This window comes from Actinoplanes sp. NPDC049265 (genome assembly GCF_043197135.1).
Lineage (GTDB): Bacteria > Actinomycetota > Actinomycetes > Mycobacteriales > Micromonosporaceae > Actinoplanes.
In genome coordinates, this window is record NZ_JBICSP010000036.1 from 27,933 (window position 1) to 54,418 (window position 26,486).

General features: G+C 72.5%; 27 protein-coding genes and 1 pseudogene. 14 read left to right on the forward strand and 14 right to left on the reverse strand.

Annotated features, from left to right (window positions below; all coding sequences use genetic code 11):
* The first annotated feature begins 79 nt into the window (after nucleotides 1-79).
* The 4 genes from ACGFIO_RS42880 (at nucleotide 80) to ACGFIO_RS42895 (ending at nucleotide 3,007) form a co-directional block, all read left to right on the forward strand.
* On the forward strand, nucleotides 80-673 hold the full coding sequence (locus tag ACGFIO_RS42880; RefSeq protein WP_392836700.1) for a winged helix-turn-helix domain-containing protein: 594 nt from the start codon (nucleotides 80-82) through the stop codon (nucleotides 671-673).
* A gap of 2 nt (nucleotides 674-675) precedes the next feature.
* Nucleotides 676-1,428, forward strand: coding sequence for a uridine kinase (locus ACGFIO_RS42885; RefSeq protein ID WP_392836703.1), 753 nt, complete (start codon nucleotides 676-678; stop codon nucleotides 1,426-1,428).
* Nucleotides 1,429-1,650: 222 nt separating this feature from the next.
* A complete protein-coding gene (locus tag ACGFIO_RS42890; protein WP_392836706.1) occupies nucleotides 1,651-2,067 on the forward strand; it encodes a TraR/DksA family transcriptional regulator in 417 nt (138 codons plus the stop codon).
* Between the two features lie 55 nt (nucleotides 2,068-2,122).
* On the forward strand, nucleotides 2,123-3,007 hold the full coding sequence (locus tag ACGFIO_RS42895) for a DUF72 domain-containing protein (protein WP_392836708.1): 885 nt from the start codon (nucleotides 2,123-2,125) through the stop codon (nucleotides 3,005-3,007).
* Between the two features lie 70 nt (nucleotides 3,008-3,077).
* Here ACGFIO_RS42895 and ACGFIO_RS42900 read toward each other — a convergent pair whose 3' ends face one another.
* Both ACGFIO_RS42900 and ACGFIO_RS42905 read right to left on the reverse strand, forming a co-directional pair.
* Nucleotides 3,078-3,842, reverse strand: coding sequence for an aminotransferase class IV (locus ACGFIO_RS42900; RefSeq protein ID WP_392836711.1), 765 nt, complete (start codon nucleotides 3,840-3,842; stop codon nucleotides 3,078-3,080).
* 9 nt (nucleotides 3,843-3,851) lie between these two features.
* Nucleotides 3,852-4,642: pseudogene (locus tag ACGFIO_RS42905) on the reverse strand (DUF72 domain-containing protein).
* 17 nt (nucleotides 4,643-4,659) lie between these two features.
* Here ACGFIO_RS42905 and ACGFIO_RS42910 point away from each other — a divergent pair.
* The 3 genes from ACGFIO_RS42910 to ACGFIO_RS42920 all read left to right on the forward strand — a co-directional run bounded on the left by ACGFIO_RS42910 (nucleotide 4,660) and on the right by ACGFIO_RS42920 (nucleotide 7,720).
* On the forward strand, nucleotides 4,660-4,908 hold the full coding sequence (locus tag ACGFIO_RS42910) for a hypothetical protein (protein ID WP_392836713.1): 249 nt from the start codon (nucleotides 4,660-4,662) through the stop codon (nucleotides 4,906-4,908).
* A gap of 3 nt (nucleotides 4,909-4,911) precedes the next feature.
* Nucleotides 4,912-6,117, forward strand: coding sequence for a cupin domain-containing protein (locus ACGFIO_RS42915; RefSeq protein WP_392836715.1), 1,206 nt, complete (start codon nucleotides 4,912-4,914; stop codon nucleotides 6,115-6,117).
* Nucleotides 6,118-6,850: 733 nt separating this feature from the next.
* The gene (locus ACGFIO_RS42920) at nucleotides 6,851-7,720 is read left to right on the forward strand and encodes an RNA polymerase sigma-70 factor (protein ID WP_392836718.1); all 870 of its coding nucleotides are present in this window, start codon (nucleotides 6,851-6,853) and stop codon (nucleotides 7,718-7,720) included.
* Here ACGFIO_RS42920 and ACGFIO_RS42925 read toward each other — a convergent pair.
* From ACGFIO_RS42925 to ACGFIO_RS42950, 6 genes are all read right to left on the reverse strand, one after another.
* Nucleotides 7,708-8,136 carry a DUF6188 family protein gene (locus ACGFIO_RS42925; protein ID WP_392836720.1) on the reverse strand — a complete coding sequence of 143 codons (429 nt, stop codon included), beginning with the start codon at nucleotides 8,134-8,136 and terminating at the stop codon, nucleotides 7,708-7,710. The two genes, ACGFIO_RS42920 and ACGFIO_RS42925, sit on opposite strands and share 13 nt — an antisense overlap.
* 67 nt (nucleotides 8,137-8,203) lie before the next feature.
* A complete protein-coding gene (locus ACGFIO_RS42930) occupies nucleotides 8,204-8,899 on the reverse strand; it encodes a hypothetical protein (protein ID WP_392836723.1) in 696 nt (231 codons plus the stop codon).
* A complete protein-coding gene (locus ACGFIO_RS42935) occupies nucleotides 8,896-11,529 on the reverse strand; it encodes an FtsK/SpoIIIE domain-containing protein (RefSeq protein ID WP_392836725.1) in 2,634 nt (877 codons plus the stop codon). The genes ACGFIO_RS42930 and ACGFIO_RS42935 overlap by 4 nt, the downstream gene beginning before the upstream one ends.
* 62 nt (nucleotides 11,530-11,591) lie before the next feature.
* Nucleotides 11,592-12,527: a hypothetical protein gene (locus ACGFIO_RS42940; protein WP_392836727.1), complete on the reverse strand. Its 936-nt coding sequence runs from the start codon at nucleotides 12,525-12,527 to the stop codon at nucleotides 11,592-11,594.
* A 2-nt stretch (nucleotides 12,528-12,529) separates the two neighbouring features.
* Nucleotides 12,530-12,790 carry a hypothetical protein gene (locus ACGFIO_RS42945; protein ID WP_392836729.1) on the reverse strand — a complete coding sequence of 87 codons (261 nt, stop codon included), beginning with the start codon at nucleotides 12,788-12,790 and terminating at the stop codon, nucleotides 12,530-12,532.
* A gap of 99 nt (nucleotides 12,791-12,889) precedes the next feature.
* A complete protein-coding gene (locus ACGFIO_RS42950) occupies nucleotides 12,890-13,267 on the reverse strand; it encodes a hypothetical protein (RefSeq protein WP_392836732.1) in 378 nt (125 codons plus the stop codon).
* 189 nt (nucleotides 13,268-13,456) lie between these two features.
* Here ACGFIO_RS42950 and ACGFIO_RS42955 point away from each other — a divergent pair, with 189 nt between their 5' ends.
* Nucleotides 13,457-15,922, forward strand: coding sequence for an ATP-dependent Clp protease ATP-binding subunit (locus ACGFIO_RS42955; RefSeq protein ID WP_392836735.1), 2,466 nt, complete (start codon nucleotides 13,457-13,459; stop codon nucleotides 15,920-15,922).
* Between the two features lie 199 nt (nucleotides 15,923-16,121).
* On the opposite strand, the gene ACGFIO_RS42960 is transcribed toward ACGFIO_RS42955, so the two are convergent.
* Both ACGFIO_RS42960 and ACGFIO_RS42965 read right to left on the reverse strand, forming a co-directional pair.
* A complete protein-coding gene (locus ACGFIO_RS42960) occupies nucleotides 16,122-17,099 on the reverse strand; it encodes a LysR family transcriptional regulator (protein ID WP_392836738.1) in 978 nt (325 codons plus the stop codon).
* A gap of 177 nt (nucleotides 17,100-17,276) precedes the next feature.
* Nucleotides 17,277-17,876 (reverse strand): hemerythrin domain-containing protein, encoded by a 600-nt coding sequence (locus ACGFIO_RS42965; RefSeq protein WP_392836740.1) that lies wholly within the window; start codon nucleotides 17,874-17,876, stop codon nucleotides 17,277-17,279.
* Between the two features lie 58 nt (nucleotides 17,877-17,934).
* On the opposite strand from ACGFIO_RS42965, the gene ACGFIO_RS42970 reads away from it, so the two are divergent.
* The gene (locus ACGFIO_RS42970) at nucleotides 17,935-19,242 is read left to right on the forward strand and encodes a M20/M25/M40 family metallo-hydrolase (protein ID WP_392836743.1); all 1,308 of its coding nucleotides are present in this window, start codon (nucleotides 17,935-17,937) and stop codon (nucleotides 19,240-19,242) included.
* Nucleotides 19,243-19,284: 42 nt separating this feature from the next.
* Nucleotides 19,285-19,938: a hypothetical protein gene (locus ACGFIO_RS42975; RefSeq protein ID WP_392836745.1), complete on the forward strand. Its 654-nt coding sequence runs from the start codon at nucleotides 19,285-19,287 to the stop codon at nucleotides 19,936-19,938.
* 3 nt (nucleotides 19,939-19,941) lie between these two features.
* On the opposite strand, the gene ACGFIO_RS42980 is transcribed toward ACGFIO_RS42975, so the two are convergent.
* The 4 genes from ACGFIO_RS42980 to ACGFIO_RS42995 all read right to left on the reverse strand — a co-directional run bounded on the left by ACGFIO_RS42980 (nucleotide 19,942) and on the right by ACGFIO_RS42995 (nucleotide 22,999).
* Nucleotides 19,942-20,133, reverse strand: a complete 192-nt coding sequence (locus ACGFIO_RS42980; RefSeq protein WP_392836748.1) for a DUF5703 family protein — start codon at nucleotides 20,131-20,133, stop codon at nucleotides 19,942-19,944.
* 106 nt (nucleotides 20,134-20,239) lie between these two features.
* Nucleotides 20,240-20,878 (reverse strand): response regulator, encoded by a 639-nt coding sequence (locus ACGFIO_RS42985; RefSeq protein WP_392836751.1) that lies wholly within the window; start codon nucleotides 20,876-20,878, stop codon nucleotides 20,240-20,242.
* On the reverse strand, nucleotides 20,856-22,031 hold the full coding sequence (locus ACGFIO_RS42990) for a sensor histidine kinase (protein ID WP_392836753.1): 1,176 nt from the start codon (nucleotides 22,029-22,031) through the stop codon (nucleotides 20,856-20,858). The genes ACGFIO_RS42985 and ACGFIO_RS42990 overlap by 23 nt, the downstream gene beginning before the upstream one ends.
* A complete protein-coding gene (locus tag ACGFIO_RS42995; protein ID WP_392836756.1) occupies nucleotides 22,028-22,999 on the reverse strand; it encodes an aldo/keto reductase in 972 nt (323 codons plus the stop codon). The genes ACGFIO_RS42990 and ACGFIO_RS42995 overlap by 4 nt, the downstream gene beginning before the upstream one ends.
* Nucleotides 23,000-23,124: 125 nt before the next feature.
* Between ACGFIO_RS42995 and ACGFIO_RS43000 the strand changes: the two genes are divergently transcribed.
* From ACGFIO_RS43000 to ACGFIO_RS43015, 4 genes are all read left to right on the forward strand, one after another.
* Nucleotides 23,125-24,177, forward strand: a complete 1,053-nt coding sequence (locus ACGFIO_RS43000) for an LLM class F420-dependent oxidoreductase (RefSeq protein WP_392836758.1) — start codon at nucleotides 23,125-23,127, stop codon at nucleotides 24,175-24,177.
* A complete protein-coding gene (locus ACGFIO_RS43005) occupies nucleotides 24,177-24,866 on the forward strand; it encodes an MSMEG_4193 family putative phosphomutase (RefSeq protein WP_392836761.1) in 690 nt (229 codons plus the stop codon). The genes ACGFIO_RS43000 and ACGFIO_RS43005 overlap by 1 nt, the downstream gene beginning before the upstream one ends.
* Before the next feature lie 94 nt (nucleotides 24,867-24,960).
* Complete coding sequence (locus ACGFIO_RS43010) at nucleotides 24,961-25,551, forward strand: DUF3090 domain-containing protein (protein WP_392836763.1); 591 nt, start codon at nucleotides 24,961-24,963, stop codon at nucleotides 25,549-25,551.
* Nucleotides 25,552-25,553: 2 nt separating this feature from the next.
* Nucleotides 25,554-26,354, forward strand: coding sequence for an SCO1664 family protein (locus tag ACGFIO_RS43015; RefSeq protein WP_392836765.1), 801 nt, complete (start codon nucleotides 25,554-25,556; stop codon nucleotides 26,352-26,354).
* Nucleotides 26,355-26,486 lie beyond the last annotated feature (132 nt).

Consider the following 26,486-nt stretch of genomic DNA (forward strand, 5'->3'; position numbering starts at 1 on the left):
CTGTTTCGGCGGTTACTGGGCGCAGGATAATGCATTTGCACGTGCGCCTATTCATGCGGCGCTGGGGAGGGTCTTGATCATGCCGGGCACGGCTTTGAAAGCACGTCCGGGTCGGCACAGCACGAGGGGTGCGCGCGTTCCGGCCGCTCGCCGGGCTTCCGAGCCGGCGACCCACGCGCCGGTCGAGACGCCCGCGGCGGCGCCCTCGCTGACCCTCACGATCACCATCCCGATGACCGAGCAGGAGCTCAGCCCCGAGGCGCAGCGCCTGATCGACGCCGTCCGCGACCTCGCCGAGGCCGGCGGTCAGGTGTCCGAGGGCCCGGCGGCGCTGCTGCCCGTGCAGACCATCGGCGAGCCCGGCACCGGCCCCGAGGTGCGGCTGCTCGTCTCCTCGCGCCAGGTCCTGGTCGACGGCGATGCCCTGCCGCTGACCCGGCTCGAGTTCGAGCTGCTGCAGTTCCTGGCGAGCAACCGCCGCCGCGTCTTCACCCGCGCCCAGCTGCTGGCCGGGGTCTGGGGCTACGAGCACACCGGCGAGCGCACGGTCGACGTGCACGTCCGCCGGCTGCGGCTCAAGCTGGGCCCGCAGGTGTCGCTGATCACGACCGTCTACGGCGTGGGCTACCGCCTGGCCGACGACGCGCACATCGTGGTCCAGCCGCACGACTGACGTTGCACGTACGCCCGGTCTCGCCTGAGGCGCTCGTCGAGGAGCTGGCCGACCTCCTGGCCGGCTCCGGTGACCGCGCCCGGGCGGCCGACGCGAGCGCGCGGCCCGATGACCGGGCGCGGGTGGCTGACGAAGTGGCGCGGCCCGACGCACGGGCGCGGGTGGCTGACGGAACGGCGCGGCCCGACGGCCCGGCCGGCTCAGTGCGGGTGGCCATCGACGGCCCGCCCGCCGCCCGGCCCGAGGACCTGGCCGACGCCCTGGTCGGCCCGCTGCGGCTGCGTGGCCGCCCGGCCGTCCGCATCCGTACGGCCGACTTCCTGCGCCCCGCCTCCCTGCGCTTCGAGCTGGGCCGCACCAGCCCCGACGCGTTCTACACGGCCTGGGTCGACGAGGCCGGCCTGCGCCGCGAGGTGCTCGACCCGGCCGGCCCGGGCGGCACCGGCAAGATCATCACCCGGCTCTGGAACGCCGAGACCGACCGGGCCACCCGCGAGCCCTACGCCGACCTGCCCGCCGGCGCGGTCGTGATCGTCAGCGGGGCCCTGCTGCTCGGCGCCGGGCTGCCCTTCGACGTCAGCGTGCATCTGGAGCTCTCCCCGGCGGCGCTGGCCCGCCGCACCGACCCGGCCGAGGCGTGGACGCTGCCCGCGTACGCCCGCTATGCCGACGAGGTCGACCCGGCTTCTTTCGCCGATGTCGTGGTCCGGATGGATCACCCGGCGCGCCCCGCGCTCGTGCTCGACCGCTTCTGACCTTCCACGTTCTGGGACCCCGTGCACCCGCGTTGACCTGCGGTGAGGCGACCCGATAGCGAGGTCCATGGCGGAAACCAGCACGGACAGTTATGCTCCGACTACTTTTCAGCGAAGATCCGGTTTGGGATCTTCGGCGGCGGGTATCAGGCGGCTCCACGGTGTGGGGCCGGCTGCGGGGGACCCGCCGGCAAGGGGCAGAGGGAAGGGCAGGGGGAACGCATGCTCGTCAATGGAGCTGTGATCGCGGGTAAGAGTGCCGTCAAGGGGCGTTCCGCGGAGGAGACCGAGCAGATCCGGGTGGTGCTGCGCGAGCGCTTCGAGTCGCTCGACACCGAGTACGCCCTGGCGGTGGCCGAGAACCAGAAGCTGCGGCTGGTCGAGATCGGCGACGCGGCCGGCGACGACCAGGCCGACAGCGGGTCCAAGACGGCGGAACGGGACGCGGCGACCTCGCTGCTGCGTACCCTCCTGGACCGGCGCCAGCAGGCCGAGGCCGCGCTGCAGCGCCTGGACGAGGGCACCTACGGCAACTGCGAGGGATGCGCCCAGCCCATCCCGGCGGCGCGCCTCGAGGTGTTCCCGTCGGCCACCACGTGCGTGGCCTGCAAGTCGACGCGGGAGCGCCGCGCCGGCTGACGCTCGTCCGACGGCCCGTCGCGCATCGGCGGCGGCGGGCCGCTAGCGTGCATTCATGGGAAAGATCCAGGTCGGGACCGCGTCGTGGACCGACCGCACGCTGCTCGACTCGGGGTGGTACCCGCAAACGGCCACGAACCCGGAGAAGCGCCTGGCCTACTACGCCAAGCAGTTCCCGGTGGTCGAGGTCGACGCCACCTATTACGGCCCGCCCAACGAGCAGACGACCAAACTCTGGGCCGAGCGTACGCCGGCCGGCTTCACCTTCAACATCAAGGCGTTCAGCCTGCTCACCGGGCACCCGACCAAGGTCAGCTCGATCTACAAGGATCTGCGTCCCGACACGGGGAAAAAGAACGTCTACCCCCAAGATCTTCCACCGCAGGTGTACGAGGAGATCTGGACGCGTTTCCTGAGCGCCCTGGACCCGCTGGTCGAGGCGGGCAAACTGGGCGCACTGCTGTTCCAGTTCCCGCCGTGGTTCGGCATCCGCAAGTCCAACAAGGAATACATGCTCGAGGTCGCGGCCCGCTGCAAACCGCTGCGCCCGGTCTTCGAGCTCCGCAACGCCTCCTGGTTCGAGGGCGCCAACCAGAACGAGACCCTCGACTTCCTGCGCGCCCACAAGCTGCCGTTCGTCTGCGTGGACATGCCTCAGGGCCACAAGTCCTCGGTCCCGCCGGTCGTCGCGGCGACGGCCGACGATCTCGCGGTGGTCCGCTTCCACGGCCACAGCGACAAATGGACCAGCAAGGACATCCACGAGAAGTTCGGCTACGAGTATTCGACCGCCGAACTGGCCGAGTGGGCCCCGCGCCTGAAAAACCTGGCCGCCGAGACCGGCACCACCCAGGTTTTCATGAACAACTGCTACACCGATTACGCCCAGCGCAACGCCTCAACGCTGATCGACCTGCTGGACGCCGAGGACGCGGACTGACGTCGACGACAGCGAGGCCCGGTCCGGGCGGGCCGGCAGGAGCAGCGCCCGGATAGACGGCGTGTGCATGTCAGATGTCGTCCCACGGGACCGTGTCCCAGGCCGTGTGCAGGGCCTCGGTCAGCTTCTCGTGCTCGTCGAAGACGATGTCGTCGATCGCGGCGACGCGCAGGCCGGGGGAGTGCGAGTTGATGGCCGCGGCGGCCAGCAGGTCGGGGAGTTCCTCGCGGCGGACCTGGCGCATCGTCCACGGTATGCCGGTCATCGACATCGCCACCTGCAGCAGCACCATCGTCACGCCCTTGAGCATCGGCGCCACCGGCAGGACGACCTGGCCGCCGTCCCAGAACGCCACGTTCCAGGCCGTGCCCTCGAGCACCAGGCCGTCGGGGGCCAGGAACAGCGCGTCGTCGTAGCCGGCCTCGCGCGCGGTGCGGTAGGCGTACCGCAGGCCCATGGTCGCGGCGTGCTTCTGCTCCGGCCACGGCCGCTCGTACACCTCGGTCCGCACCCGGATCGGCTCGACCGGCTCCTCGACCGGGTCGGAAACCGAGATCAGAACCCCTTCGTCGGTGTACGCGACCCGCACCGAAGCATCCTGCCGGTCGCCCAGGGCGTGCCTGATCCAGGACCGCAGCCGCAGCTCGTCGTCGACGTCGCCGCGGTCACCGAAGAACTTCTCGTTGGCGTCGTCCAGCCGGGCCAGGTGCAACGCCATGCCGCGGACCCGGCCGTCGCGGACCTGCATCGAGGTGTAGTGGCCGTAGTTGGTGACCGCGATCGCGGACAGCGCCTCCACACTCGGGGCCTGGCCGTTCAACTCGATGTGCCGCACGGGCCAAATCTACGGGGTCCGCGTGGTGGGACGGCGGGCCCGCCGGGCCAGCGCGCTCGCGTCGGCCACCGCGGCACAGTGCTGGTCGTTGTTGAAGTAGACGTAGGCCTGGCCGCGCGCCCGGAGCCGGGCCAGCCAGGAATCGAGGGCTTTCACCCCGTACCGTGGCCATGGGTTCGCCCTGCCCTCATGCAAGCGCAGGTAGCACCACCCGGCGGTGACCCACAACGGCGATTGCGGCCGCCCTCGGCGGTCGGCCCAGGCCAGCGCCGCGCCGTGCGCACCCAGGATGTCGCGCACCTGATCGGTCCACCACGACGGATGCCGCGGCTCGACCGCGACCTTGACCGAACCGGGAAGCGCCGCAGCGTGTCGTCCAACGCGGCCGGGTCGGCGCGCATCGTCGGCGGCAGCTGGATCAGCACCGGCCCCAGCTTGTCGCCGAGCCCCGCCGCCCGGGACAGGAACCGTTCCACCGGCTCGGCCGGATCCCGCAGCCGCTTGATGTGGGTCAGGAAGCGGCTCATCTTGACCGCGAACCGGAAGTCGCCCGGGGTGCGTTCCCGCCAGCCCTCGAACGTCGACCTCTCGGGCAGCCGGTAGAACGCGTTGTTCACCTCGACCGTCGCGAAGGACTCCGCGTACCGCTCCAGCCACAGCCGTTGCGGCACCTTCTCCGGATAGAAGGCGCCCTTCCAGTCCTTGTACTGCCAGCCCGAGGTTCCGATCTCCAACACTCCGGTCGCATACCCGATATGCGGAGGGTTAGCCGTGGGCGGTGAGGGTAGACGGTGGATCACAGCGAAAGGAGATCGTCATGCGACTCAGTGACGAGGACATTACTTCCGGCGGTGCGGGTGCTTCGGAGGGTCCGGCCGACGGTGGCGCGAACCCTGGTGGTCACGACGGCGGGGCCGACGGTTCCGCGGGTGGCGAGGGTCCGGCCGACGGTGGCGCCAACCCGGGTGGCCACGACGGCGGGGCCGACGGCAGCGCGGGCGAGGGCCCGGCCGACGGAGGCGCCAACCCTGGTGGCCACGATGGCGGCGCCGACGGCAACGCCTGACCCGTGCTCACCCGTCTGATCGCCACCGACCCGGACAAGTTCGCCGACGCGTACTGGGGGCGGCAGCCGCTGCTCTCCCGTGCCGGCGAACTGCCGGGCGGTGGCTTCACCGACCTGTTCTCCCCCCGCGACGCCGACGAACTGCTCAGCCGGCGCGGCCTGCGCACACCGTTCCTGCGCGTCGCCGACCGCGGCACGGTGCTGCCGGCCACGCGGTTCACCGCCCCCGGCGGCTTGGGCGCGGAGGTGGGCGACCAGGTCGCCGACGACAAGATCCTGCGCCTGTACGCCGAAGGCGCGACCCTGGTCTTCCAGGGCCTGCACCGCATCTGGCCGGCCCTGATCGACTTCACCGAGGGGCTCGGCGCCGAGCTCAACCAGCCCCTGCAGGTCAACGCCTACCTGACCCCGCCCGGCAACCAGGGCTTCGCCACCCACTACGACACCCACGACGTCTTCGTGCTGCAGGTCGACGGCACGAAACGCTGGATCATCCACGAGCCGGTGCTGCCCGAGCCTCTGGAACGCCAGGCCTGGGGTGGTCGCAAGGACGAGGTCACGGCGACCGCCGCCGGTGAACCCTTCATCGACGCCGTGCTGGCCCCCGGTGACGCCCTCTACCTGCCGCGAGGCTGGCTGCACGCCGCATCGGCCCAGACCGAACGATCACTGCACCTGACCGTCGGGGTACGCGCGTTCACCCGCTACACGATCGTCGAGGAACTGCTCAACCTGGCCGCCACCGACCGGTCCCTGCGGGCCACCCTCCCGTACGGCCTGGACCTGACCGACCCCGACGCGCTCGCCCCCGCCCTGACCGAGGCCGTCGAAGCCCTGCGAGTCTGGCTGCCGACGGCCGACCCGGCGGCGGTAGCCGACCGCCTCCGCGACCGGGTGTGGCCATCCACCCGCCCCGCGCCGATAGCTCCCCTGGCCCAGCTCGCCTTCGCCGAGTCCCTGACCCCTCACGACCAGGTGACCATCCGCCCCGGCCTCCGCTGGCACCTGACCACTGACACCCCCGGCAAGGTGGTCCTCCATCTCCCCGGCCAGACCCTGACTTTCCCGTCCTTCTGTGCCGACGCCCTGCGCCTGGCCTTGTCCGGCACCCTCCACCGAGTAGCCGACCTCCCCCTGGACGACGACCCCGACCGCCTGGTCCTGGCCCGCCGCCTCCTCAAGGAAGCCGTCCTGATCCCCGCCCCCTGACCACCCCCAGCGGTACCCCCCCGCGCTGTCGGCCCCTCGCGCACCGCCCTGGCCTGCCACCGTGCTTCCAAGTGGTAGCCGGGCGCGGCTTCGCCGGCCGGTCCCGGCCCAACGTTCGCGACGTGATCACCGGCGTCCGGCGCGCGACCCCCTTGATCCGTTCCGCGGCCGCGAGTCCCCGTCGATGCCCCCGAAAGGTCGGCCCCGGGCGCGCTTTGCTCTGAGCACAAATACGCATCGCTCACATACCAGCGGTACCCGAGCGATGCATATTTGTGCTCAGAGCAAAGGGCACCGCGGAGAGACGTCGGGGGCGGCGGTCGCGCGGGGGTCGACGAAGCGCCTGAACAGTCGAAATGGCCCCGGCCAGCGCTACCCGGACGGATGGCTGGACCGGCGCTGGCCAGGTGGGACGGCCCGGTCGGCACTTCTACATGCGGCCTGGCCTTGGAGGGCGGCGTGAGGGCTCGATCGGCGGTTGATGCGTCCGGTTGGGTGGGTGAGCCGCGGGTGGGGGCGGGATTCGGGACGGTGGCGGTAGGCGGTCAGGGGAGGTCGAGGCTCGCGCACCGGTCGGGGTCACCCCGGGCGGAGGCGGGTTGGCAGGCGGGTTGGCAGGCGGGTTGGCGGCGCTCGGCGCGGGGCTTGACGGCTTTGAGCATTGCCGGATCCTGAGCCGAAGTGAATCGATCCGAGCGAATGTCCCCACGTGTTCGCGCGATAGGTTGGTGCGGTGGGGGTGGAGCTGGACGAGGCGGCGGCGGCCTTCCAGGAGGTGCGGCCGCGGCTGTTCGGCATCGCGTACCGCATGCTCGGCAGCGTCGGCGAGGCCGATGATCTCGTACAGGACGTGTGGCTGCGCTGGCAGGGCACCGACCGCGACGAGGTACGCAACCCGGGCGCCTTCCTCGCCACCGTCACGACCCGGCTGGCCGTCAACGAGCTGCGGTCGGCCCGGGTGCGGCGCGAGACCTACGTCGGGCCGTGGCTGCCCGAGCCGGTCGACACGGCCGCCGACCCGTTTCTCGGGGCCGAGCGCGGGGAGGCGCTGGAGCTCGCCGTCCTCACGCTGATGGAGAAGCTGACCCCGCCGGAACGCGCGGCCTATGTGCTGCGCGAGGCCTTCGATTACCCGTACGCCGAAATCGCCGTGATCCTGCGGTCGACCGAGCCGGCCGTGCGCCAGCTCGTCAGCCGTGCCCGCAAGCACGTGGCCGGCGAGCGGAAGGCCGAGGTGCCGGCCGAGGCCCAGCGGCGGCTGCTCGCCACCTTCCTGGACGCGGCCCGCGACGGTGAGCTGGCCGCGCTGGAGAAACTGTTCGCGGCCGACGTGGCCAGCGTCTCGGACGGTAACGGCGCCCGGAACGTGTCCCGCCTGGTGGTGACCGGGGCCGAGCGGGTCGCGCGGTTCGTCACCGCGTTCTCCAGCTGGTACTGGACCGGGGTGACCTTCGGCCAGGTGACCGCGAACGGCCGGCCGGGCGTGCTGCTGCGCCGCGGCGACCAGCTGCTCGGCCTGGTCACGCTGACCGCCACCGCGGATGGCGTGGACCGGCTGCTGTGGCAGATGAACCCGGCCAAACTGCGGTCCTACGCGGGCTGATCGCCCCAGACGGCGATCTCGCCGCGGGCCAGGCAGACGATCAGCACGCCGCCGGAGCCGGCCACCGCCCACGACTCGACGTCGGCGTCCACGCCGACCAGCAGCTCGGACCCGCTGCCGAAGGTGATCATCAGCTCGCCGTCGCGGAAGGTGCGCGCGCCGGTGACCACGTCACCGAGCAGCGCCGCCAGGTCGTCGGAGGGTTCGTCGCCGGGCTCGACGAACACCCGGCCGGCCGGGCCGTCGAGGCGGGCGAGCGTCTCGATCAGCACCTGGCTGCCGCCGGAGAAGCCGAGCACGACGGCGTGGCCGAGGCGGACGAACTCCAGCTTCTGGCCGGCGAGCAGGTTGGTGAGCAGGCCGATCGGCCGCGGGCGTCTTCCGGCGTCCATGTCGGTGACCATGACTGGCAACATGGCGAGACCGTATTCCGGGCTTCCATAAGAGAGCCTTAACGGCGAAAAAGATTCTCGTTGTACGCGGTCAGCCCGCCGGCCGGACCGCCGCCCACAGCAGGGCGGCCGTGAACAGTCCGGTGACCAGCACGGTGGCGACGGCCGTGGCGTCCAGCCCGACCCCGCGCCGGTCGACCACCCGTTTGGCGCCGAAGACCGCGAGCACCGGCCCGGCCAGCATGACGATCAGGGCCAGGACCGGCAGCGCCACCGCCCAGTCGCCCCCCGCCTCCCGGCCGGACCAGCGCAGCAGCTGGTGGGCGGCCACGCCGCAGGCGCCGCCGAGGAAGCCGAACGCGGCGAACAACAGCGTCGTCGCCCCGCTCAACGGCCGGGGCGGCGCCACCTTGGCCCGGGCCGTCGCCGCGGCCTCCTGCAGGTAGTCGTCCGGGCTGCGGTCGCGCTGGTGCGGGATGGTCGGCTCGGGGGCGGTCCGACCGAACCGTTCCGCCTTGCCCCCGGTCTGGTGGATGAAGCTGTTCCAGGCGTCGGCGACCTCGGCCTCGACCTCTTCGCGGGCCTTCTGCGCGGCCCGGACCGCCTGCTGGGCGGCGCGGACGTCCTCCTCGGCAGTGCGCAGCCGGTCGGCGGCGATGGCGATCCGCTCGTCGTGCCACTGGACGGCTTCGGCGCGGTCCCCGGCGGCGGCCGCGTCCAGCCCGGCCAGCTGCCGGACCAGGCCGCGGTAGCCGGCGTCGTCGGGGCCGGGCAGGGGAGCGGTCATGACACACCGTAGGGGATGATCACCTCGGCGCCGCGGTGCACCGAGCGGTCGAAGTGCAGCGCCCGCCACGGGCGCGGGTACCAGGCCGGGGCGCCGGCGCTGGGGAAATACGGTGCCAGCTCGCTGCCGTGCACATCGAGGGCCACCCAGGCCCCGATCGGGTCGGTCCGCGACGCCTGGCCGCCGAGGGTGTCCCGCAGCAGCGCCGCGCCCCGCCACCAGCCCAGCACGTGGATCCGGCGTTCCGGGCCCTGCCGCAGGATGCGAAGCACGCTGCCGCCCAGCGACGGCACGGCGTCGACCGCGTACAGGAACAGGAAGTGCGGCCGGTCACCCGGCTCCTGCCCGGCCGCGTCGGCCGTGTCCTCCAGCAGCCAGTCCACGTTGGACGCGTCGTAGAAGCCGGTGTCGGCCGGGTTGAGGTCGGCCTTGAGGGTGTCGACCGCGCCGCTCGCGTCGGTGTCCAGGCAGGCCACCGAGAACCGGACCGCACCGGGCTCGAACTGGGTGGCCAGCGAGCGCGCGGCCGTGCCGAGCACCGCGCACGCCTCGTCCACCCGGGTGCCCAGGACGGCCAGGTTGCGGCCGGGCGCGCGGCGCAGCTCGGTACGCGCGGAGCGAGCCGTCACGTCGATGGTCTCGCCCAGCAGCACCACCGGCGACGGCAGCGTCACCCCGGCCTGGAGCTTGCGGTAGTCGGGGCTGTCCTCGAGCCGCGGGATGGCGTCGCCGTCGAAGAGCCGCGGCGCCGGCAGGTCGTGCGGCCGCCGCCGCCACAGCCGGTGCTGCAGCTCGTTCCAGCTGTTCCGGTCGCCGGCCGACGGCACCCGGACCACCTTGTTGGCCGGATGGGCGCCGGAGTCGGCGTTGACCACCGCGTGGTAGCGCGGCAGCGACTCGGCGGCCAGGTTGGTCTCGGCCAGCACCCGCCGGGCCCGGGGCAGCGCGATCCGCAGCGAGAACTGCGCGACCAGCGCCGGCCGGCCCCACAGCGCCTCGATGCCGGACACGTCCTGGCTGGCCAGCACCAGGTGGATGCCCTGGGACCGGCCCCGGCGGGCCAGGTCTTCGAGCAGGTCGACCGCCTCCGACGCGACCGCGTCCCGGCCGGCCAGCAGCACCTGGAACTCGTCGACCACGGCGACGATGCGGGGCCAGTGGCCGTCCGGGTCCTCGGCCCGCAGCTCGGCCAGGTTGGTCACCTCGTGCCGCTTGGCCGCGTCGGCCCGGCGCCGCAGCTCGGAGCCGAGGAAGCGGAGCAGGGCCAGCCCGAACTCGCGGTCGGTGTTCACGTTGACCCCGACCAGGCGCACGTGGGGGAGCCAGCTGGGGTCACGCCGGCCCGGCGCGAACCGGGCGAACGACACGCCCTCCTTGAAGTCGAGCAGGTAGAAGGCCAGCTCGGTGGGGGAGTAGCGGGCCGAAAGGGCGCCCATCCAGGCGTAGATGAGGTTGGTCTTGCCGGTGCCGGACGGCCCCGCGATCAGCGCGTGCGGCGGGTAGTCGGCCAGCGTGACCCGGACCTCGGTGCCCTGCGGGCTGTCGCCCAGCGGCGCGGTCAGGCCGAGCTCGGAGGTCTCCTGCCACTCGGCCGCGGGCAGCAGGCTGGCCAGCGCGACCGGGGCCGGCCCGGCGGCGACCTCGTCGGCGATTCGCCGGCTGGTCAGCGTCAGCACCGTGGCCGGTGGGCCCGGGTCGAGCCGGATCGGCAGGTCACCGGCGCCGCTGGAGCGGGCCTGGTCGCCGGCCGCCGCCTCGATCACCTCGATGCCGGGCACCGCGCGCACCCCGACACCGCGGACGACCAGGTGTACGCCGCACGCCGCGCCGGTGCGCAGCAGGCGTTCCAGCTGCTGCCTCTCGTGCCGGCCGAGGGCGCCGGGGTTGAGCAGGACGGCCACCCGCCACGGTTCCGGGCGGCGTCCGGTGGCGGCGGCCAGCTCCCGCAGCGACGTGTGCTCGCCGGCTAGCACGGTCTCGTTGATCCGGCGCACGTGCTCGACCAGCTCGTCGAGCAGGGCGGGCAGGCCACCGGGGCCGACGAAGGTCAGCACGCCGGCGCCGGCCAGCGGGGCGAACCCGGCCAGGCCGCCGCCCAGGTTCTCGGGGTCGTAGCCGGTCAGGCGTACGGTGCCGGGCGGCGCCGAGCCGAGTGCCCGCAGCAGCAGCCCGGCCACCACCTCGTCGCCGAGCCGTTCGTCGCCACGGACGACCACGTGGCCGCGGTCGAGCAGTGGCACCAGGGCCGGGATCTCGCCGTCGAACGGCAGCAGCAGCCGCCCGATGCGCAGTTCGGGGGCGGTGTCGCCGGGCATGCCGGGGGTGGGCTGCCAGCTGTCCCACCGGTCGCCGGCCGCGCCCGGTGCCCCGGTCTGCCCGGCCGCCGCGGCCGCACCGGCCAGGGCGGCCAGCTCGTCGTGGTGGCGGTGGTCGATGTCGCGCAGCCGGTTGTCCCGGGCCAGGGCGAGCTGGACGCGCTGGCGTTCGGCGGCGGCGGCGACCCGGTCGCGGCGCTCGACCGCGGCGATGTGCTGCGACCGGGCCTCGGTCAGGGTGGCGTCGGCCGCCCCCAGGGCCTGGGCCAGGGCGGCGCGGACGTCGAGCGCCTGCTGGGACAGCTGATCAGGCATCGCCCGCCCCCACGGCCGGGGTAAGGGCGGCGCGGACGTCGAGCGCCCGCGGGGACAGCTGATCAGGCATCGGCGCCGTTCACCGCACGGTCGTTGTCGTGCCGCGGCAGCGGCTCGGGCGTGGACGGGTCGAGCGTGCCGGCGTCCCGGCCGAGCCGGGCCAGCAGCACGCCGGCGACCACGCTGGACGCGACGGCGGAGTCGGCCGGGTGCGGGGCCTCGCCGTCGGGTGACTTGGCCCGGCAGGTCCGGGTGATCACCTGTTCCAGCGTGGCCGGCGAGATGCCCGGCAGAAGCGAGCGGACCCGGCCCGAGACCGCGTTGCGCAGCCGGCTCACGTCCTCGGGCCGCGGGTCGTGGCCGAGCAGGTCACGGGCGAGCCGGCGGAGCACCGGGCCGGCCGCGGCGGACAGCGACAGCCCGGTCGCCGCGTTGACGTTGTGCAGGTCGCGGCCGAGACTGGCCCGATCGCCGGACCGGACCCGGCCGGCCACGCTGCGCAGCAGCTCGGTGGTGCCCATCCGGCCGCTGCCGCTGCCGCTGCTGCCGCCGCCGTTACCGTTCTCGGCCTGTGGCGGGGCCTCGTTGGTCAGCTGCTCGACCCGGCGCTGCCACCAGGGGCCGAGGCGTTCCGGCGGGGGCTGCTTGTCGTCGTCGCCGGGCGGTGGCGCCACCTTGTTCTTCTCGTCGTCCTCGGACAGCCCGGCCCGCCAGTCGCGGTTGGGGTCGCCGCCCTGGCTCTCGCCGGACAGGCCGACCTGCGCGAGGTACGAGGCGATCGCGTCCTGGGCCAGCCGCAGCGCCGCGGCGGCGTGCTCGGCGTGCTCGGTGGCGTTGCCCAGCTGCGGTACGCCGATCGGGTCGACCGAGGTCTGCCGGACCCAGTTGAGCAGCTCGGTGGCACTGCGCAGACGCTCCATGGCCACCGTGACCAGCCCGGTGGGCAGTTCGTCGGAGGTCGCCCGTAGCTGGGCACCGAGTTCCTGCAGCATCGACATGGCTAGAGGGCGGCCGTGTAGGTCTGTGCCTGCTCGATGGCGAGCAGGGTGGCGCCCATGCACTCCTCGAGCTGCTGGTCGGCCTGGGAGAGGGAGGCGTGCGCGGCGCCGACCGCGTCGTTCGCGCTGCCGTCCAGGGCGGCGGCCAGGCTCTGCTGGGCCTCGCCGAGCTTCTCCCGCGCCGCCTGAATCGCCGCCTGACCCTCGGTGACCTGCTGCAACGCGGCGTCCACTGCCGCGCGCACCTCGGCGACGCTGGCCACTCGTGCAGCCTCCCGGAGATGAGTAACTGGGTACTTCTGGTCAGAGTATCGCCCCTCGTGGGGCCCGGATGCCCGGCCGTCCCATTCATTCAAGAGCACTCATCGTGGTACAGAGGACGGTCCGCGCACCTCGGCTCCGAGATCGATTACGCGTCGCCGCAGCTCACGGTCTGCTGTTACCACGATTACTCTGCGTTCGGGGTCTTCGAAATCGACGGCGTCGACGATCGCGTCGTCGCCGGAGTTCGGTGCGCTTTCCACCCGTACACCCGGAATGGGTTTTATGCCTTTGGCCTTGCCCTCCACGATCAACAGCACGTCCAGCGGGCCGGGGACATCGGCCAGCCCGTCCCGCGCGACCACGACCAGGCCGTCGCGCAGACGTTCGGCCGCCCCGGCGCGGTCGCGCCACCAACCGTCCGGCTTGGACCCGACGACGTTGGCGGCGTCGACGATCAGCAGCGGGTATTCCGTCATGACCGCCTGCGCCGAGCGGCAGAAGCCGCCGGCTGCGGACGGCGCCGCAGGCGAGGGCCGGAAGGGCATGACAAAGGTGGCTCAGCCATGAGATCAGCGTCTCACACCCAGCGACTGGGAATCCGGCAAAGTTGACAAGGGTTGACTCAACTGTGCGGCCGGAACCGCGGCCCACGTTGGGAGACGAACATGAGCGAGTGGGACGACCTGTTCGGGCGCTTCTTCGGCGAGGAGCCGCGTCCTCAGCAGCGGATCGACATCACCAAATACATGAGCAACGACGCGCGCGCGGTCCTCTCGGACGCCGCCGTGCGCGCCGCCCGCACGACCCCCGAGGGCGCCCTGGTGGCCGACCTCGACACCGACGACCTGCTCTGGGCCACGTTGCAGCACGACCAGCTTCGCGCCCTGGCCAAGCGGGCCGGCGCCGACCCCGACGCCGCACTGGCCGACCTCGACACCGCGGACACCCGCGGCGACGCCCTCCCCGAGACGATCGCCCTGACACCGGCGGCCAAACGGGCGCTGCTGGACAGCCTGCAGATCTCCCGGGCCCTCGGCTCGTCCTACGTGGGACCCGAGCACGTGCTGATGGCGCTGGGCCTCAACCCCGACTCGGCCGCCGGGCGCGTGCTGGGCGGCAAGATGGACCCGCGGACGCTGGCCCAGCCCGAGCCGGCGACCACCGGCGGTGGCAGCGGCAAGACCCCGACGCTGGAACAGTTCGGCGTCGACCTGACCGACCTGGCCCGGCGCGGCGAGATCGACCCGGTGATCGGCCGGGCCGACGAGATCGAACAGGCCGTCGAGGTGCTGTCCCGCCGCACCAAGAACAACCCGGTGCTGATCGGCGAGGCCGGCGTCGGCAAGACCGCGATCGTCGAGGGACTGGCCCAGCGCATCGTCGACAACGACGTCCCGCTGACCCTCGAAGGCAAGCGGGTCATCCAGCTCGACCTGGCCGGTCTGGTCGCCGGCACCCGCTTTCGCGGTGACTTCGAGGAGCGGCTGGGCAAGGTGATCGACGAGATCCAGGAGCACGGCGACGACCTGATCGTCTTCCTGGACGAGATCCACACCCTGGTCGGCGCCGGTGGTGGCGGCGGCGAGGGCGGCGGCATGGACGCCAGCAACATGCTCAAGCCGGCGCTGGCCCGCGGCCGGCTGCGCGTGGTCGGCGCGACCACACTGGACGAGTACCGCAAGCACATCGAGAAGGACGCGGCCCTGGCCCGCCGCTTCCAGCCGGTCCTGGTCGGCGAGCCGTCGGTCTCCGACACCGTGCAGATCTTGCGCGGCCTGAGGGACAACTACGAGGCCCACCACCAGGTACGCATCACCGACGCGGCCCTCGACGCCGCGGCCGAGCTGTCCGACCGCTACATCACCGACCGGTTCCTGCCGGACAAGGCGATCGACCTGATCGACCAGGCCGGCGCACGCGTGCGCCTGCGGGTCAAGACGCCGTCGCCGGCCCTGCGCCGCATCGATGAAGAACTCGACCAGCTGACCCGTGACCGCGATCAAGCGGTGGCGACCGAGAACTACGAGCGGGCGTCCGAGCTGCGCGACCAGATCGCCGCCCTGTCATCGGCCCCGGCCGTCCGCGACGCCGAGATTCCGCAGGTCACCCCGGCCGACATCGCCGACGTCGTGTCGCGGGCGACCGGCATCCCGGTCACCCAGCTCACCGAGGAGGAACGGGACCGCCTGCTGCGCCTCGAAGCGCACCTGCACGACCACGTGGTCGGTCAGGACGACGCGGTGGCCGCGGTGGCCGAGGCGGTACGCCGCTCGCGGGCCGGGCTCGGCGACCCCGACCGGCCGGTGGGCAGCTTCCTGTTCCTCGGCCCGACCGGTGTCGGCAAGACCGAGCTGGCGCGGTCGCTGGCCGAGGCGCTGTTCGGCGACAGCGACCGGATGGTGCGGCTGGACATGAGCGAGTTCCAGGAGCGGCACACCGTGTCGCGGCTGGTCGGTGCCCCGCCCGGATACGTCGGGTACGACGAGGCCGGGCAGCTGACCGAGGCGGTGCGCCGGCGGCCATACAGCGTGGTGCTGTTGGACGAGGTCGAGAAGGCGCACCCCGACGTGTTCAACATCCTGCTGCAGGTGCTGGACGACGGCCGGCTGACCGACGGCCAGGGCCGCACGGTGAGCTTCAAGAACACCGTGGTGATCATGACCAGCAACATCGGCTCGGACCTGATCGACGGATCGCGGCGCAGCGTCGGCTTCGACACCGGCTCCTCCGCCGACGCCGCCTTCCGGGACCAGCTCGACCGGCGTCTCCGGGAACAGTTCCGGCCGGAGTTCGTCAACCGGATCGACGAGATCATCGTCTTCCGCCGGTTGGAGAGCGAGCAGTTGCGGCAGATCACCGAGATGCTGCTGGGCGAGACCCGGCAGCGGCTGGCCGCGCAGGACATCTCGCTGAAGGTGACCACGGCGGCGGTCGACTGGCTGGCCGAGCGGGGCTACCAGCCCGAGTTCGGGGCGCGTCCGCTGCGCCGGACCATCCAGCGTGAGCTGGACAACCGGCTCTCCCGGATGCTGCTGGCGGCCGATCTGGCCCCGGGCCGCACGGTCACCGCCGACGTGGTCGACGGGAAGCTCACGCTGACCGCCGCCAGCCCGGCCCCGGCCGCGGCCTGATTCGCGGGTTGCGCCGGTGATGCGCCGGTGTGCTCAGAGCCGTTCTGAGCACACGGGTGCATCACCTCACGCGGAGGCCCCGGCCGCGGCCTGATTCCCGGGTCGCGCCGATGATGCGCCGGTGTGCTCAGAGCCGTTCTGAGCACACGGGTGCATCACCCTCGCGCGGCGGCGAGCGGGTTGCCGCGCGAGGCGCTTCTCAGGCGGCGGCGAGCGTGTTACTGCCGAGGTGCGGGAACGCGCGGATCCAGTCGACGTAACGGGGATTGCGGGCGACGACCTCCTCGTAGGCGTCGACCGCCATCCCGATCAGCCGGGGCGCGACCCGGGCGGCGGGTGAGTCGGGATGCCACCCGAGCACCTGCCGCCAGCGCACCGGCGCCCCGGCCAGCGGCCGGTGGGTGAGTCCGGTGGACGCGCGGAAGGTGGGCTGACACAGCCCCAGCGCGACGCCGGACTCGACCATGTCCACCACCCCGCGGATGTCGGTCTCCAGGCAGCGCTTCTGGGTGAATCCGGCCCGCGCGCAGGCGGCCGCGAAACAATCGGCGAAACATCCGTCGCCGGTGCCGGCCGCCCACTCCTCGTCGGCCAGCTCGGCCAGGTCGATCTCGTCGCCCTTGGCGAACGGCGAGTCCTCCTGCATCAGCACGCAGACGCCGTCCACCGCGACGGTCTGCCAGACCAGCCCGTAGTCGGCCGACGGCATCGCATCGCCGCACACGCCGACCTGGGCGAAGTCGAGCTTCCCGTCGCGGACCATGTTGGCCAGCTCCTCCACGTAGTACGACGCGTGGGTGGAGATCTGTGCCTCGGGCTGTGCCTCGGACAGCCGGTTGACCAGCCCGCCGATCACCGGACCGCCGACCTGGCCGATTCGATAGCGGCTCATCGTGTCGTCGCTGCCGGCGCCGGCGAGCCGGGCGGCCTCGTCCTGCAGCCCCTTCATGGCCGGCAGGAGCACCCGGGCGCGGGAGAGCACCAGTTCGCCCAGCGCGGTCGGGCGTGCGCCGCGCCGGTCCCGTTCGAACAGTGGTCCGCCGAGCGTGCGTTCGATCCGTTGCAACTGCGCGGTGAGAGCGGGCTGGGCGAGCCCGAGCTGGGACGCCGCCTTGGTCACGCTGCCCGTCTCGGCGATCGCGCAGACCACCTTCAGATGCCGCAGCTCCAGGTTCATAGCGTGACGGTAGGACGTTCGCGGGATCCCGGCTAGACCTTCGGTCAGCCAAAGATCCCCCATATGTTGCTATCGGGTTAATTCGAAGATTGTTCGCGACCTATCTTGAGCTGCGCGCGCCGAGTAAAGCCGCGTGATCTCCACCGTCGCGAACAATCTTCACCGAGTCGGGTCGATCTAGAGGTCACGGGCGTAGGTTGTGCGCCTGGTCACAGCGTCGCGGGCCTTGTCGACGACGGCCACGACCGGATCGACCACTTTGTTCCACGGCGGGCGGGCCGGCGTACCCGGATGGGGCCTGGTCGGTGCCGCCTCCTCGGCCGTCTCGACCCGGTTCCCGATCCGGATCAGATCCTCGATCGGGGCCATCTGGGTGAGCAACGGCAACAGCTCCTCGGCGTCCGCCCGTACGTGCCGGGCCACCGCCTCGCTCACCGCCGCGGCCGCCGCCTCGAAGTCGGGATCATCCGGTCCGGCCCGATCCAGGCGTTGCAGCGTCACGAGCAGATCGTGGTCCTCGGCCAGCTCGCGGTCGGCCAGCCGGTCGCCGTCGGGCACCACCTTGCGCACCGCCGGATAGAGATACTGCTCCTCGGCCGACAGGTGCCGGGACAGCTCGGCCACCAGAGCCTGGGCGTACCGGCCGCGGTCCGGCCCGGGCGGGAGCTCGGCCAGCTCGAGCAGCTCGCGGTGCTGTTCGGCGAGCACGTCGACGACGTTGCGGCCGGTCGTCTCGCCGCCGACCGGCGGCAGCGGGGGCAGATTCAGCGCGGACACGGCCGCGCAGGTACCCGTCGCGATGATCGGCGAAACAACTCCCTGGTATGAAGGGCAGATGACCGACACCGCTGTCGACGAGGTCGTGAGCCTCTGCCAGGACCTGCTGCGGATCGACACCAGCAACACCGGTGACCCGCGCACCACGGTCGGCGAACGCGTGGCCGCCGAATACGTCGCGGAGAAGCTCACCGAGGTCGGCGTCGAGGTGGTCATCCACGAGTCGGCGCCGAAACGGGCCAACCTGGTCGCCCGCATCCCCGGCGCCGACCGGTCCCGTGGCGCGCTGCTGGTGCACGGTCACCTCGACGTGGTCCCGGCCGACGCGAGCGAGTGGTCGGTGCCGCCGTTCTCCGGCGAGGAGAAGGACGGCTACCTGTGGGGCCGCGGCGCGATCGACATGAAGGACTTCGACGCGATGATGCTCGCGGTGGTCCGCGACTGGCAACGCACCGGCGTCGTCCCGCCACGCGACATCGTGCTCGCCTTCACCGCCGACGAGGAGGCGGGCATGACCTACGGCTCGCAGTTCCTCGTCCGCGAGCACGCCGACCTGCTGTCCGGCTGCACCGAGGCGATCGGCGAGGTCGGCGGCTTCTCCTACACGGTCAACGACGACCTGCGGCTCTACCTGGTCGAGACGGCCGAGAAGGGGATCAACTGGCTGCGGCTGCACGCCAAGGGGCGCCCCGGCCACGGCTCGTTCGTGCACGACGACAACGCGGTCACCGCCGTGGCCGAGGCGGTCGCCGCGGTCGGCCGGCACCGGTTCCCGATGGTCGTCACGCCGACCGTGCGGACCTTCCTGGAGCAGGTGTCGGACGCGCTGGGCATCGAGTTCGACCCGGACGAGCCCGAGCTGACCATCGCCAAGCTGGGCCCGATCGCCAACCTGATCGGCGCGACGCTGCGCAACACGGCCAACCCGACCCGGCTCGAGGCGGGCTACAAGGACAACGTGATCCCCGGCAAGGCGTCGGCCACGATCGACTGCCGGACCCTGCCCGGCCAGGCCGAGATCTTCCTCGAGCAGTTGCGCGGGGTGATCGGCCCGGACATCGAGATCGAGCATCTGCAGCAGCAGGCCGCGCTCGAGACCGGCTTCGACGGTGCGCTGGTCGAGGCGATGAGCGACGCGCTGCGCGCGGAGGACCCGGGCGCGCGGGCGGTTCCCTACATGCTTTCGGGGGGTACGGACGCCAAGGCGTTCACCACGCTCGGCATCCGCTGCTTCGGGTTCGCCCCGCTCAAGCTCCCGCCCGACCTCGCTTTCTCGTCGCTGTTCCACGGCATCGACGAGCGTGTGCCGGTCGAAGGACTAAGGTTCGGTGCGCGCGTGCTCGACCGGCTGTTGCGCAACAGCTGATTTGCTCCATCAGCCCGACCCACCCGAGAGGACCCCACACTGATGACCGACCGGATGGCGGACCTGGACGCCGCCCTGGACCGCGTGGTCGATGCCGCCCGCGCGCACCTGGCCGCGGTCAAGGCCGCCGAGGGACGCATCGACGACGACGGCGTCTGGCAGGCGTACGTGGCGCTCAACAACGCCTCGTTCGCCTACGACGAGCAGTTGCTGGACGCTTTCGGCGAGGTGACGCCGTGGGACGTCGAGTCGATCGACCCGGACGAGGCCGACCAGCGCTTCGGCCTCGGCGTGGGCGGGCTGGACGGCGCCGAACCGGCCGACGGCTACCAGCAGGTGATCTCGGTGCGGCAACGCCGCGACTACCGCGTGCCCAGCGTGTCGGCCCTGCTCCGGGTGGCCGGCGCGGCCCGCCGCAGCGCGGTACCGGACGACGAGGACGCGGAACCGATCGAGTCGGTCGGCGAGGCCGTGCTCGAGCTGCTGCAGTCCGGTGACGGGTCGCTGAGCTCGCTCGACGTGCCCGAACTGGAGCCGCTGGACGGCCTGATCACGGTCAGCGAGACGGCCAAGCCCCTCGATCTGGAGGCGTACGAGGACAGCGATGGCGCCGGGCCGTTCACGCCGGGCGCGGACGACCTACTCGTCGGCCGTCTCGACGAGCACCCGTACCTCCCCGACGAGGACGAGCAGTAGGGCCTAGTACGAAAGACCCGGCTGGGGGGTGTCCCGCACCTTGCGGCGGAGCATCACCTGCCGGGTCCCGTCGGCGAAGAGCTGCACCCGGGCGAGCTCCCACCCGGAGAACTCGGCCTGGATGGCCAGCTGCGCCGCAGCGGTCAGACGATCGACATTCGACGGCAACCGTAGCGGCGCGTACTCGTAGTCCATGCGATCTAATATGCGCCGGGCTTCCGTTCAGTGGTAGCCCTGGGCGGTATCCCGGGCCCCGGACACCGCCCAGGGCCACCACTGGCCGGGGAACTGCGGGGGACGGTCAGGGCGCGATGAAGCCGGAGCGGTAGGCGACCACGACGGCCCGGGTACGGTCACGGACGCCGAGCTTGGCCAGAACATTGCCGACGTGCGTCTTCACCGTCTCCAGCCCGAGCACCAGGCGCGCCGCGATCTCGGCGTTGGACAGGCCCTCGGCCATCAGGCGCAGCACCTCGCCCTCGCGGTCGGTCAGGCGTACCCCGGGAAGTGGGTCCTGGGAAGAACCGTAGGCGGCCGCGAGCCTTCGCACTGCCGCCGGGAACAGCAGGGACTCCCCGCGGGCGACGACGCGCACGGCCTCCACGATGTGCTCCGGCCGGGAGCGTTTGAGCAGGAAGCCGCCGGCGCCCGCGCGCAGCGCCTCGTACACGTACTCGTCGTTCTCGAAGGTGGTGACGACCAGCACGCGCGGCGGCCGGTCGAGGCGCTCGTGCAGCAGCCGGGTGGCCTGGATGCCGTCCAGGCGGGGCATGCGTACGTCCATCAGCACGACGTCCGGCCGCAGCTCGACCACGGCCGGGACCACCTCGGCGCCGTCGCCGGCCTCGCCGACCACGTCGATGCCGTCCGACGCGTCCAGGATGGCCCGCAGCCCGGCCCGGATCAGGGCGTCGTCGTCAACGATCAGCACCGAGGTCACGCGGCAGTCTGGCACGCACCACCCACTCGTCGCCGCGCCGCCCGGTCTCGACCGTGCCGCCGGCCAGCGTGACCCGCTCGCGCATCCCCGTGAGCCCCCGCCCGTCGCGGCCGGGTGGCTCGTCGTCACAGGGGTTGCGGACCTCGATCTCGATCATCTCGGCGGCGGTGATCCGGACGACGACCGTGCCGGAGCCGTGTTTGGCCGCGTTCGTCAGGCTCTCCTGCACCATCCGGAACGCCTCCCGGGGCAGGTGATCGCCGATGGCCAGGTCGGCGTCGACCGCGATGCCGCCCGCCCGGACGTCGGCCAGCAGTCTCTCCACCTCGGCCCGCGCGGCCGGCCTGTGCACGAACCCGGCGTCGTCGGCGCGGAGCACGCCGAGCACGTGGTCGAGGTCGTCCATGGCCGAGCGGCCGAGTTCCTCGATCGCCTCCAGGGCGCGCCGGGCGAACTCCGGGTCCCGGTCGAACACCGCCCGCGCCGCGCCCGCCTGCAACGTCGTCGCGGTCAGGGCGTGGCCGACCGAGTCGTGCAGCTCGCGGGCCAGCCGGTTGCGCTCGGCCAGCCGCCGCTCCCGGTCCTCCACCGCGGCCATCCGCTCGGCCGGGGAGGGGCCGAGCAGCACCGGTGCCATGGTGGCGGCCAGCGCGCCGAGGCCGGCCGTCGCGTACGCCGTACCGACCAGCATCAGCGCCCCCACCAGCGCCCACCACCAGCGGCCGAAGCCGGCCCACACACCCAGCCCGGTGCCGCCGGCCAGCGCCGACGAGGCCAGCGGCACCGCCGCCATCAGCGCCACACCGATCGCCGCGCCCACGGCCAGGTGCACCGCGAACCACAGGGCCGAGCGCAGCCTGGTCTCCAGCGCCGGGCGCCCGGGCGGCGGCAGGTCGACCCGCAGCAGCGCCCGCGCGGCGGCGATCTCCAGCTCCCGGGTCCCGCTCAAGAACGGCGGCACCAGCGCGACCCCACCCGCCACCACGGTCACCAGCAGCACCGTGCCGCGGGTGCCGGGCGCGGTCACCAGCAGCCGCCCGAGCACCACGAACAGCAGCAGGTAGGGGAGCAGGATGACCGCGCCGAGCAGCAGGAACACCGCCCGCCGGTAGGTGCTCGCGCGCAGCGGGGCGAGCAGCGCGCGCCGGATCATCCCTCGCGCTCGGGGTACCCGACCTCGATCGCCGACACGTCGTCGAGGGCCCTGGCGATCTCGGCCGGCAGCGTCAGTTCCTCGCTGAGCAGGGCACCCTGCAGCTGGCCGGCGGTGCGGGCGCCCAGGATCGGCGCGGTCACCCCGGGGCGGTCGCGCAGCCAGGCCAGCGCCACCTCGATCGGCGACACGCCCAGACCGCGGGCGGCCGTGGCCACCGACTCGACGATGCTGGAGCTACGCGGCTCGAGGTAGGGCTGGACAAACGCGGTCAGGTGCTCGGAGGCGGCCCGTGAGTCGAGCGGGCGCCCGTCCCGGTATTTGCCGGTCAGCACGCCCCGGCCCAGCGGCGACCAGGCCAGCAGCCCGAACCCCATGGCCGCCGCGGCCGGCAGCAGTTCACGCTCGATGCCCCGCTCCAGCAGGGAGTACTCCATCTGGGCGGCCACGATCGGGGCCCGGCCCGGGTACGCCGCCTGCCACGCCGCCGCCCGCGCGGTCTGCCACGCGGCGAAGTTGGACACCCCCACGTACCGGGCCTTTCCGCTGGTCACCGCGTGATCCAGGGCGGCCAGGGTTTCCTCCAGCGGGGTCTGCGGGTCGTAGCCGTGCACCTGCCACAGGTCGACGTGGTCGGTGCCGAGCCGGCGCAGCGAGCCCTCCAGCGAGCGCAGCAGGTGCCCGCGTGAGCCGTCTCGCCGGCGCCAGCCGCCCGGGGTCAGCCCGGCCTTGGTCGCGATCAGCACCTCGTCGCGGGGGACCAGCTGTTCGAGCAGGGCGCCGATGACCGACTCGGCGTCGCCGTCGCCGTACACGTCGGCGGTGTCCAGCAGCGTGCCGCCCGCGTCCAGGAAGAATTTGAGCTGGGCGGCCGCGTCGTCCGGGTCGGTGTCCCGGCCCCACGTCATGGTGCCGAGCGCGAGCCGCGAGACCGCCAGCCCGCTTCGGCCGAGCGGTCGCTGTTGCATGCGTGAACCATATTCAGACTTCCCGGTCCGCGACATCCCACGCCGCGTCGGTTACCGGACCGAGATGGCCGGTCACCGGGTCAGTAGGCTCGACCGGAGATTTCCCCACTGTTTCGGGAGGGCGCGTGCGGCTCGGACTCAACCTCGGCTATCAGGCGGCGTGGACCACGCCGGCCGACCATCTCGCGCTCGCGCGGGAGGCAGACCGGCTCGGCTTCTCGGTGGTGTGGGCGGCCGAGGCGTACGGATCGGACTCGCCGTCGACGCTGGCCTGGATCGCCGGCCAGACGCAGAACATCGACCTGGGCGCGGCGGTGATGCAGATCCCGGCCCGAACGCCCGCCGCCACCGCGATGACCGCCACCACGATCGACGCGCTCTCCGGCGGGCGGTTCCGGCTCGGGCTGGGCGTGTCCGGGCCGCAGGTGTCGGAGGGCTGGCACGGCGTACGCTTCGCGAAACCGCTCGGCCGCACCCGTGAGTACGTCGACATCGTGAAGCTGGCCATCGCCCGCAAGCCGGTGCAGTACGACGGCGAGCACTTCACCCTGCCGCTGCCCGACGGCGCGGGCAAGGCGCTGCGGCTGGGCTTCCACCCGCCGCGCGACCACATCCCGATCTACCTGGCCGCGGTGGGGCCGAAAAATCTGGAACTGGCCGGCGAGATCGCGGACGGCTGGCTGGCCATCTTCTTCGACCCGCGGACGGCCGGCGACCACCTGCGGCACATCGAGGCCGGCCGCGACAAGACCGGTCAGGGGCTGGCCGGCTTCGACGTCGCCCCGAGCGTGCCGGTGGCGATCGGTGACGACGTCGCCTCCTGTGCCGACGTGATCCGGCCGTACTCCGCGCTCTATGTCGGTGGCATGGGCAGCCGCGAGCAGAACTTCTACAACCGGCTGGCCATCCGGATGGGCTTCGCCGACGCCGCCAAGCAGGTCCAGGACCTCTACCTCGACCGCAAGATCAGGGAGGCCGCGGCGGCCGTGCCGCAGGAGTTCATCGAGCGCACCGCCCTGGTCGGCCCGCGCCCGGTGATCGTCGAGCGGATCCGGGAGTACGCCGCGGCCGGCGTCACCACGCTGTCGGTCAGCCCGTACGTCGGTGACCTGAAGTCCGGTCTGGACACCCTGCGCGTGGTGGCCGAGGCGTTCGACTCGGCCGGGGTGGCGTCCTAGTGGCCACCGTCCTGCTCATGCGGCACGGCCGGACCACCGCCAACGCGAGCGGTGGCCTGGCCGGCCGGCAGCCGGTCGAGCTCGACGACACCGGGCGCGCGCAGGCCGAGCGGGCGGGTGACCGGCTGCGGGCGTTGCCGCTGGTCAAGGTGGTTACCAGCCCGCTCATCCGGTGCCGGCAGACGCTCGAGCTGGCCCTTCCGGACGCCAAACCGGTCGAGGACGAGGGCCTGATCGAGTGCGGGTACGGCGACTGGGAGGGCCGGCCGCTCAAGGAACTGGCCCAGGACCCGCTGTGGCCGGTGGTGCAGCAGCATCCCAGCGCGGCGGTGTTCCCGAACGGCGAGGCGATGGCCGCGATGTCGGCCCGGGCGGTGGCCGCGATGCGCCGCTGGGACGCCGCGGTCAACGCCGAGTACGGCCCGGAGGCGCTGTGGCTGGCGTGCAGCCACGGCGATGTGATCAAGGCCATCGTGGCCGATGCCATGGGCCTGCACCTGGACGAGTTCCAGCGGATCGTGGCCGACCCGGCGTCGATCAGCGTGATCCGGTACACGCCGACCCGCCCGTTCCTCGTGCGCCTCAACGACACCAGTGACCTGACCAGCCTGATCCCGCCGGCCGAGGCGGCGTCGTCGAGCGACGCGGCGGTCGGCGGCGGCGCGGGTGGCGGTGGCAACTCCGTGTAATCGAACGTTCTCGCAGCGTATGGCCCAGTTGCGCCCTCGGCGAACCACCCCGGTGCACTGCGCGCTCACGCCGTGGGGCGGATAGGGTTTTCGTATGACCCACCAGGTGCATGCCTTCGAGCCGCCGGAGCGGTTCGTCGCCGGTACGGTCGGCGAGCCGGGTGACCGCACCTTCTTCCTGCAGGCCCGCGGTGGCGGCCGGGTGATCAGCGTCGCGCTGGAAAAGGTGCAGGTGTCGCTCCTCGCCGAAAAGCTGGAGGAGCTGCTCACCGAGGCCAGCCGCCGGTTCGGTGTCGACCTGCCCGAGGTTCCGGCGCTGGCCACGCACGACAACGAGCCGCTGGACACCCCCGTCGACGAGGAGTTCCGGGTCGGCACGCTCGGGCTGGCCTTCGACGTCGACACCACCACGGTGGTGATCGAGGCGATCGAGGCCGGCGAGGGTGAGGCCGAGGTCGACCTGGGCGCCGAGGACGAGGACGTCGCGGACGACGACGAGGACGAGGACGAGCCCGACGACGACCTCGACCGGCTGCGGGTCCGGTTGACTCCCGAGGCGACCCGCGCGTTCATCGACCGCGCCCGCCGTGTGGTCGCCGCCGGCCGCCCGCCGTGCCCGCTGTGCGGCCAGCCGCTCGACCCGGCCGGCCACCTCTGCCCCCGGCACAACGGCTATCACCGGTGACGATCTCGGTGCTGCCCGAGGACGACGCCGTCGAGCTTCTGACCCGCGGCGAGATGGAGCTCGAGGGCCGGCTGGTCGACGCGTCCAACACCACGCTGCGCGCCGAGATCACCCTCGACGGCCTGACCCGGCGTTGCGTCTACAAGCCGGTGCGCGGTGAGCGGCCGCTGTGGGACTTCCCCGACGGCACGCTGGCCGGTCGCGAGGTCTCGGCCTATCTGGTGTCCCAGGCGACCGGCTGGGGCCTGGTCCCGCCGACGATCCTGCGCGACGGCCCGCTCGGTGTGGGCGCCTGCCAGCTCTGGATCGACGAGCCCGAGGACGCGTCGGCGCTGATCGGGTTCGTGCCGGCCTACGACATCCCCGAGGGCTGGCTGGCCGTGGCCTCGGCCCGCGACGACGACGGCGACGCCTACGCCCTGGCCCATGCCGACGATCCCCGGCTGGCCCGGCTGGCCGTCCTCGACGCGGTCATCAACAACGCCGACCGCAAGGGCGGCCACGTCCTGTACGCCCCCGAGAGCCGCGTCTACGGCGTCGACCACGGCGTGTCCTTCCACGTGGAGAACAAGCTGCGCACGGTCCTCTGGGGCTGGACCGGCAAGCCCCTCCCCGACGAGGCCACCGACGTCCTGCGGTCGCTGCAGTCGGCGTTGTCGGGCGGGCTCGGCGAGACGCTGGAGGAACACCTCACCCTCTCCGAGGTGCAGCATGTACGCCTCCGCGTGAAGCGCCTCCTGCGCGCCTCGAAGTTCCCGCAGCCTCCGACCGACTGGCCCGCCGTCCCCTGGCCGCCGGTCTGACGGTTTTCGAGGGTGACCCATCACGCACGTGGAGCGAAGCGACCTCGGCGGGAGTGCCCTGTGTCAACCGGTTGGTGGGGTTGGGTTGAGCAGGGTTTGCAGGGCGCGGTGTTCGGCTGGGTTGTAGGGGGT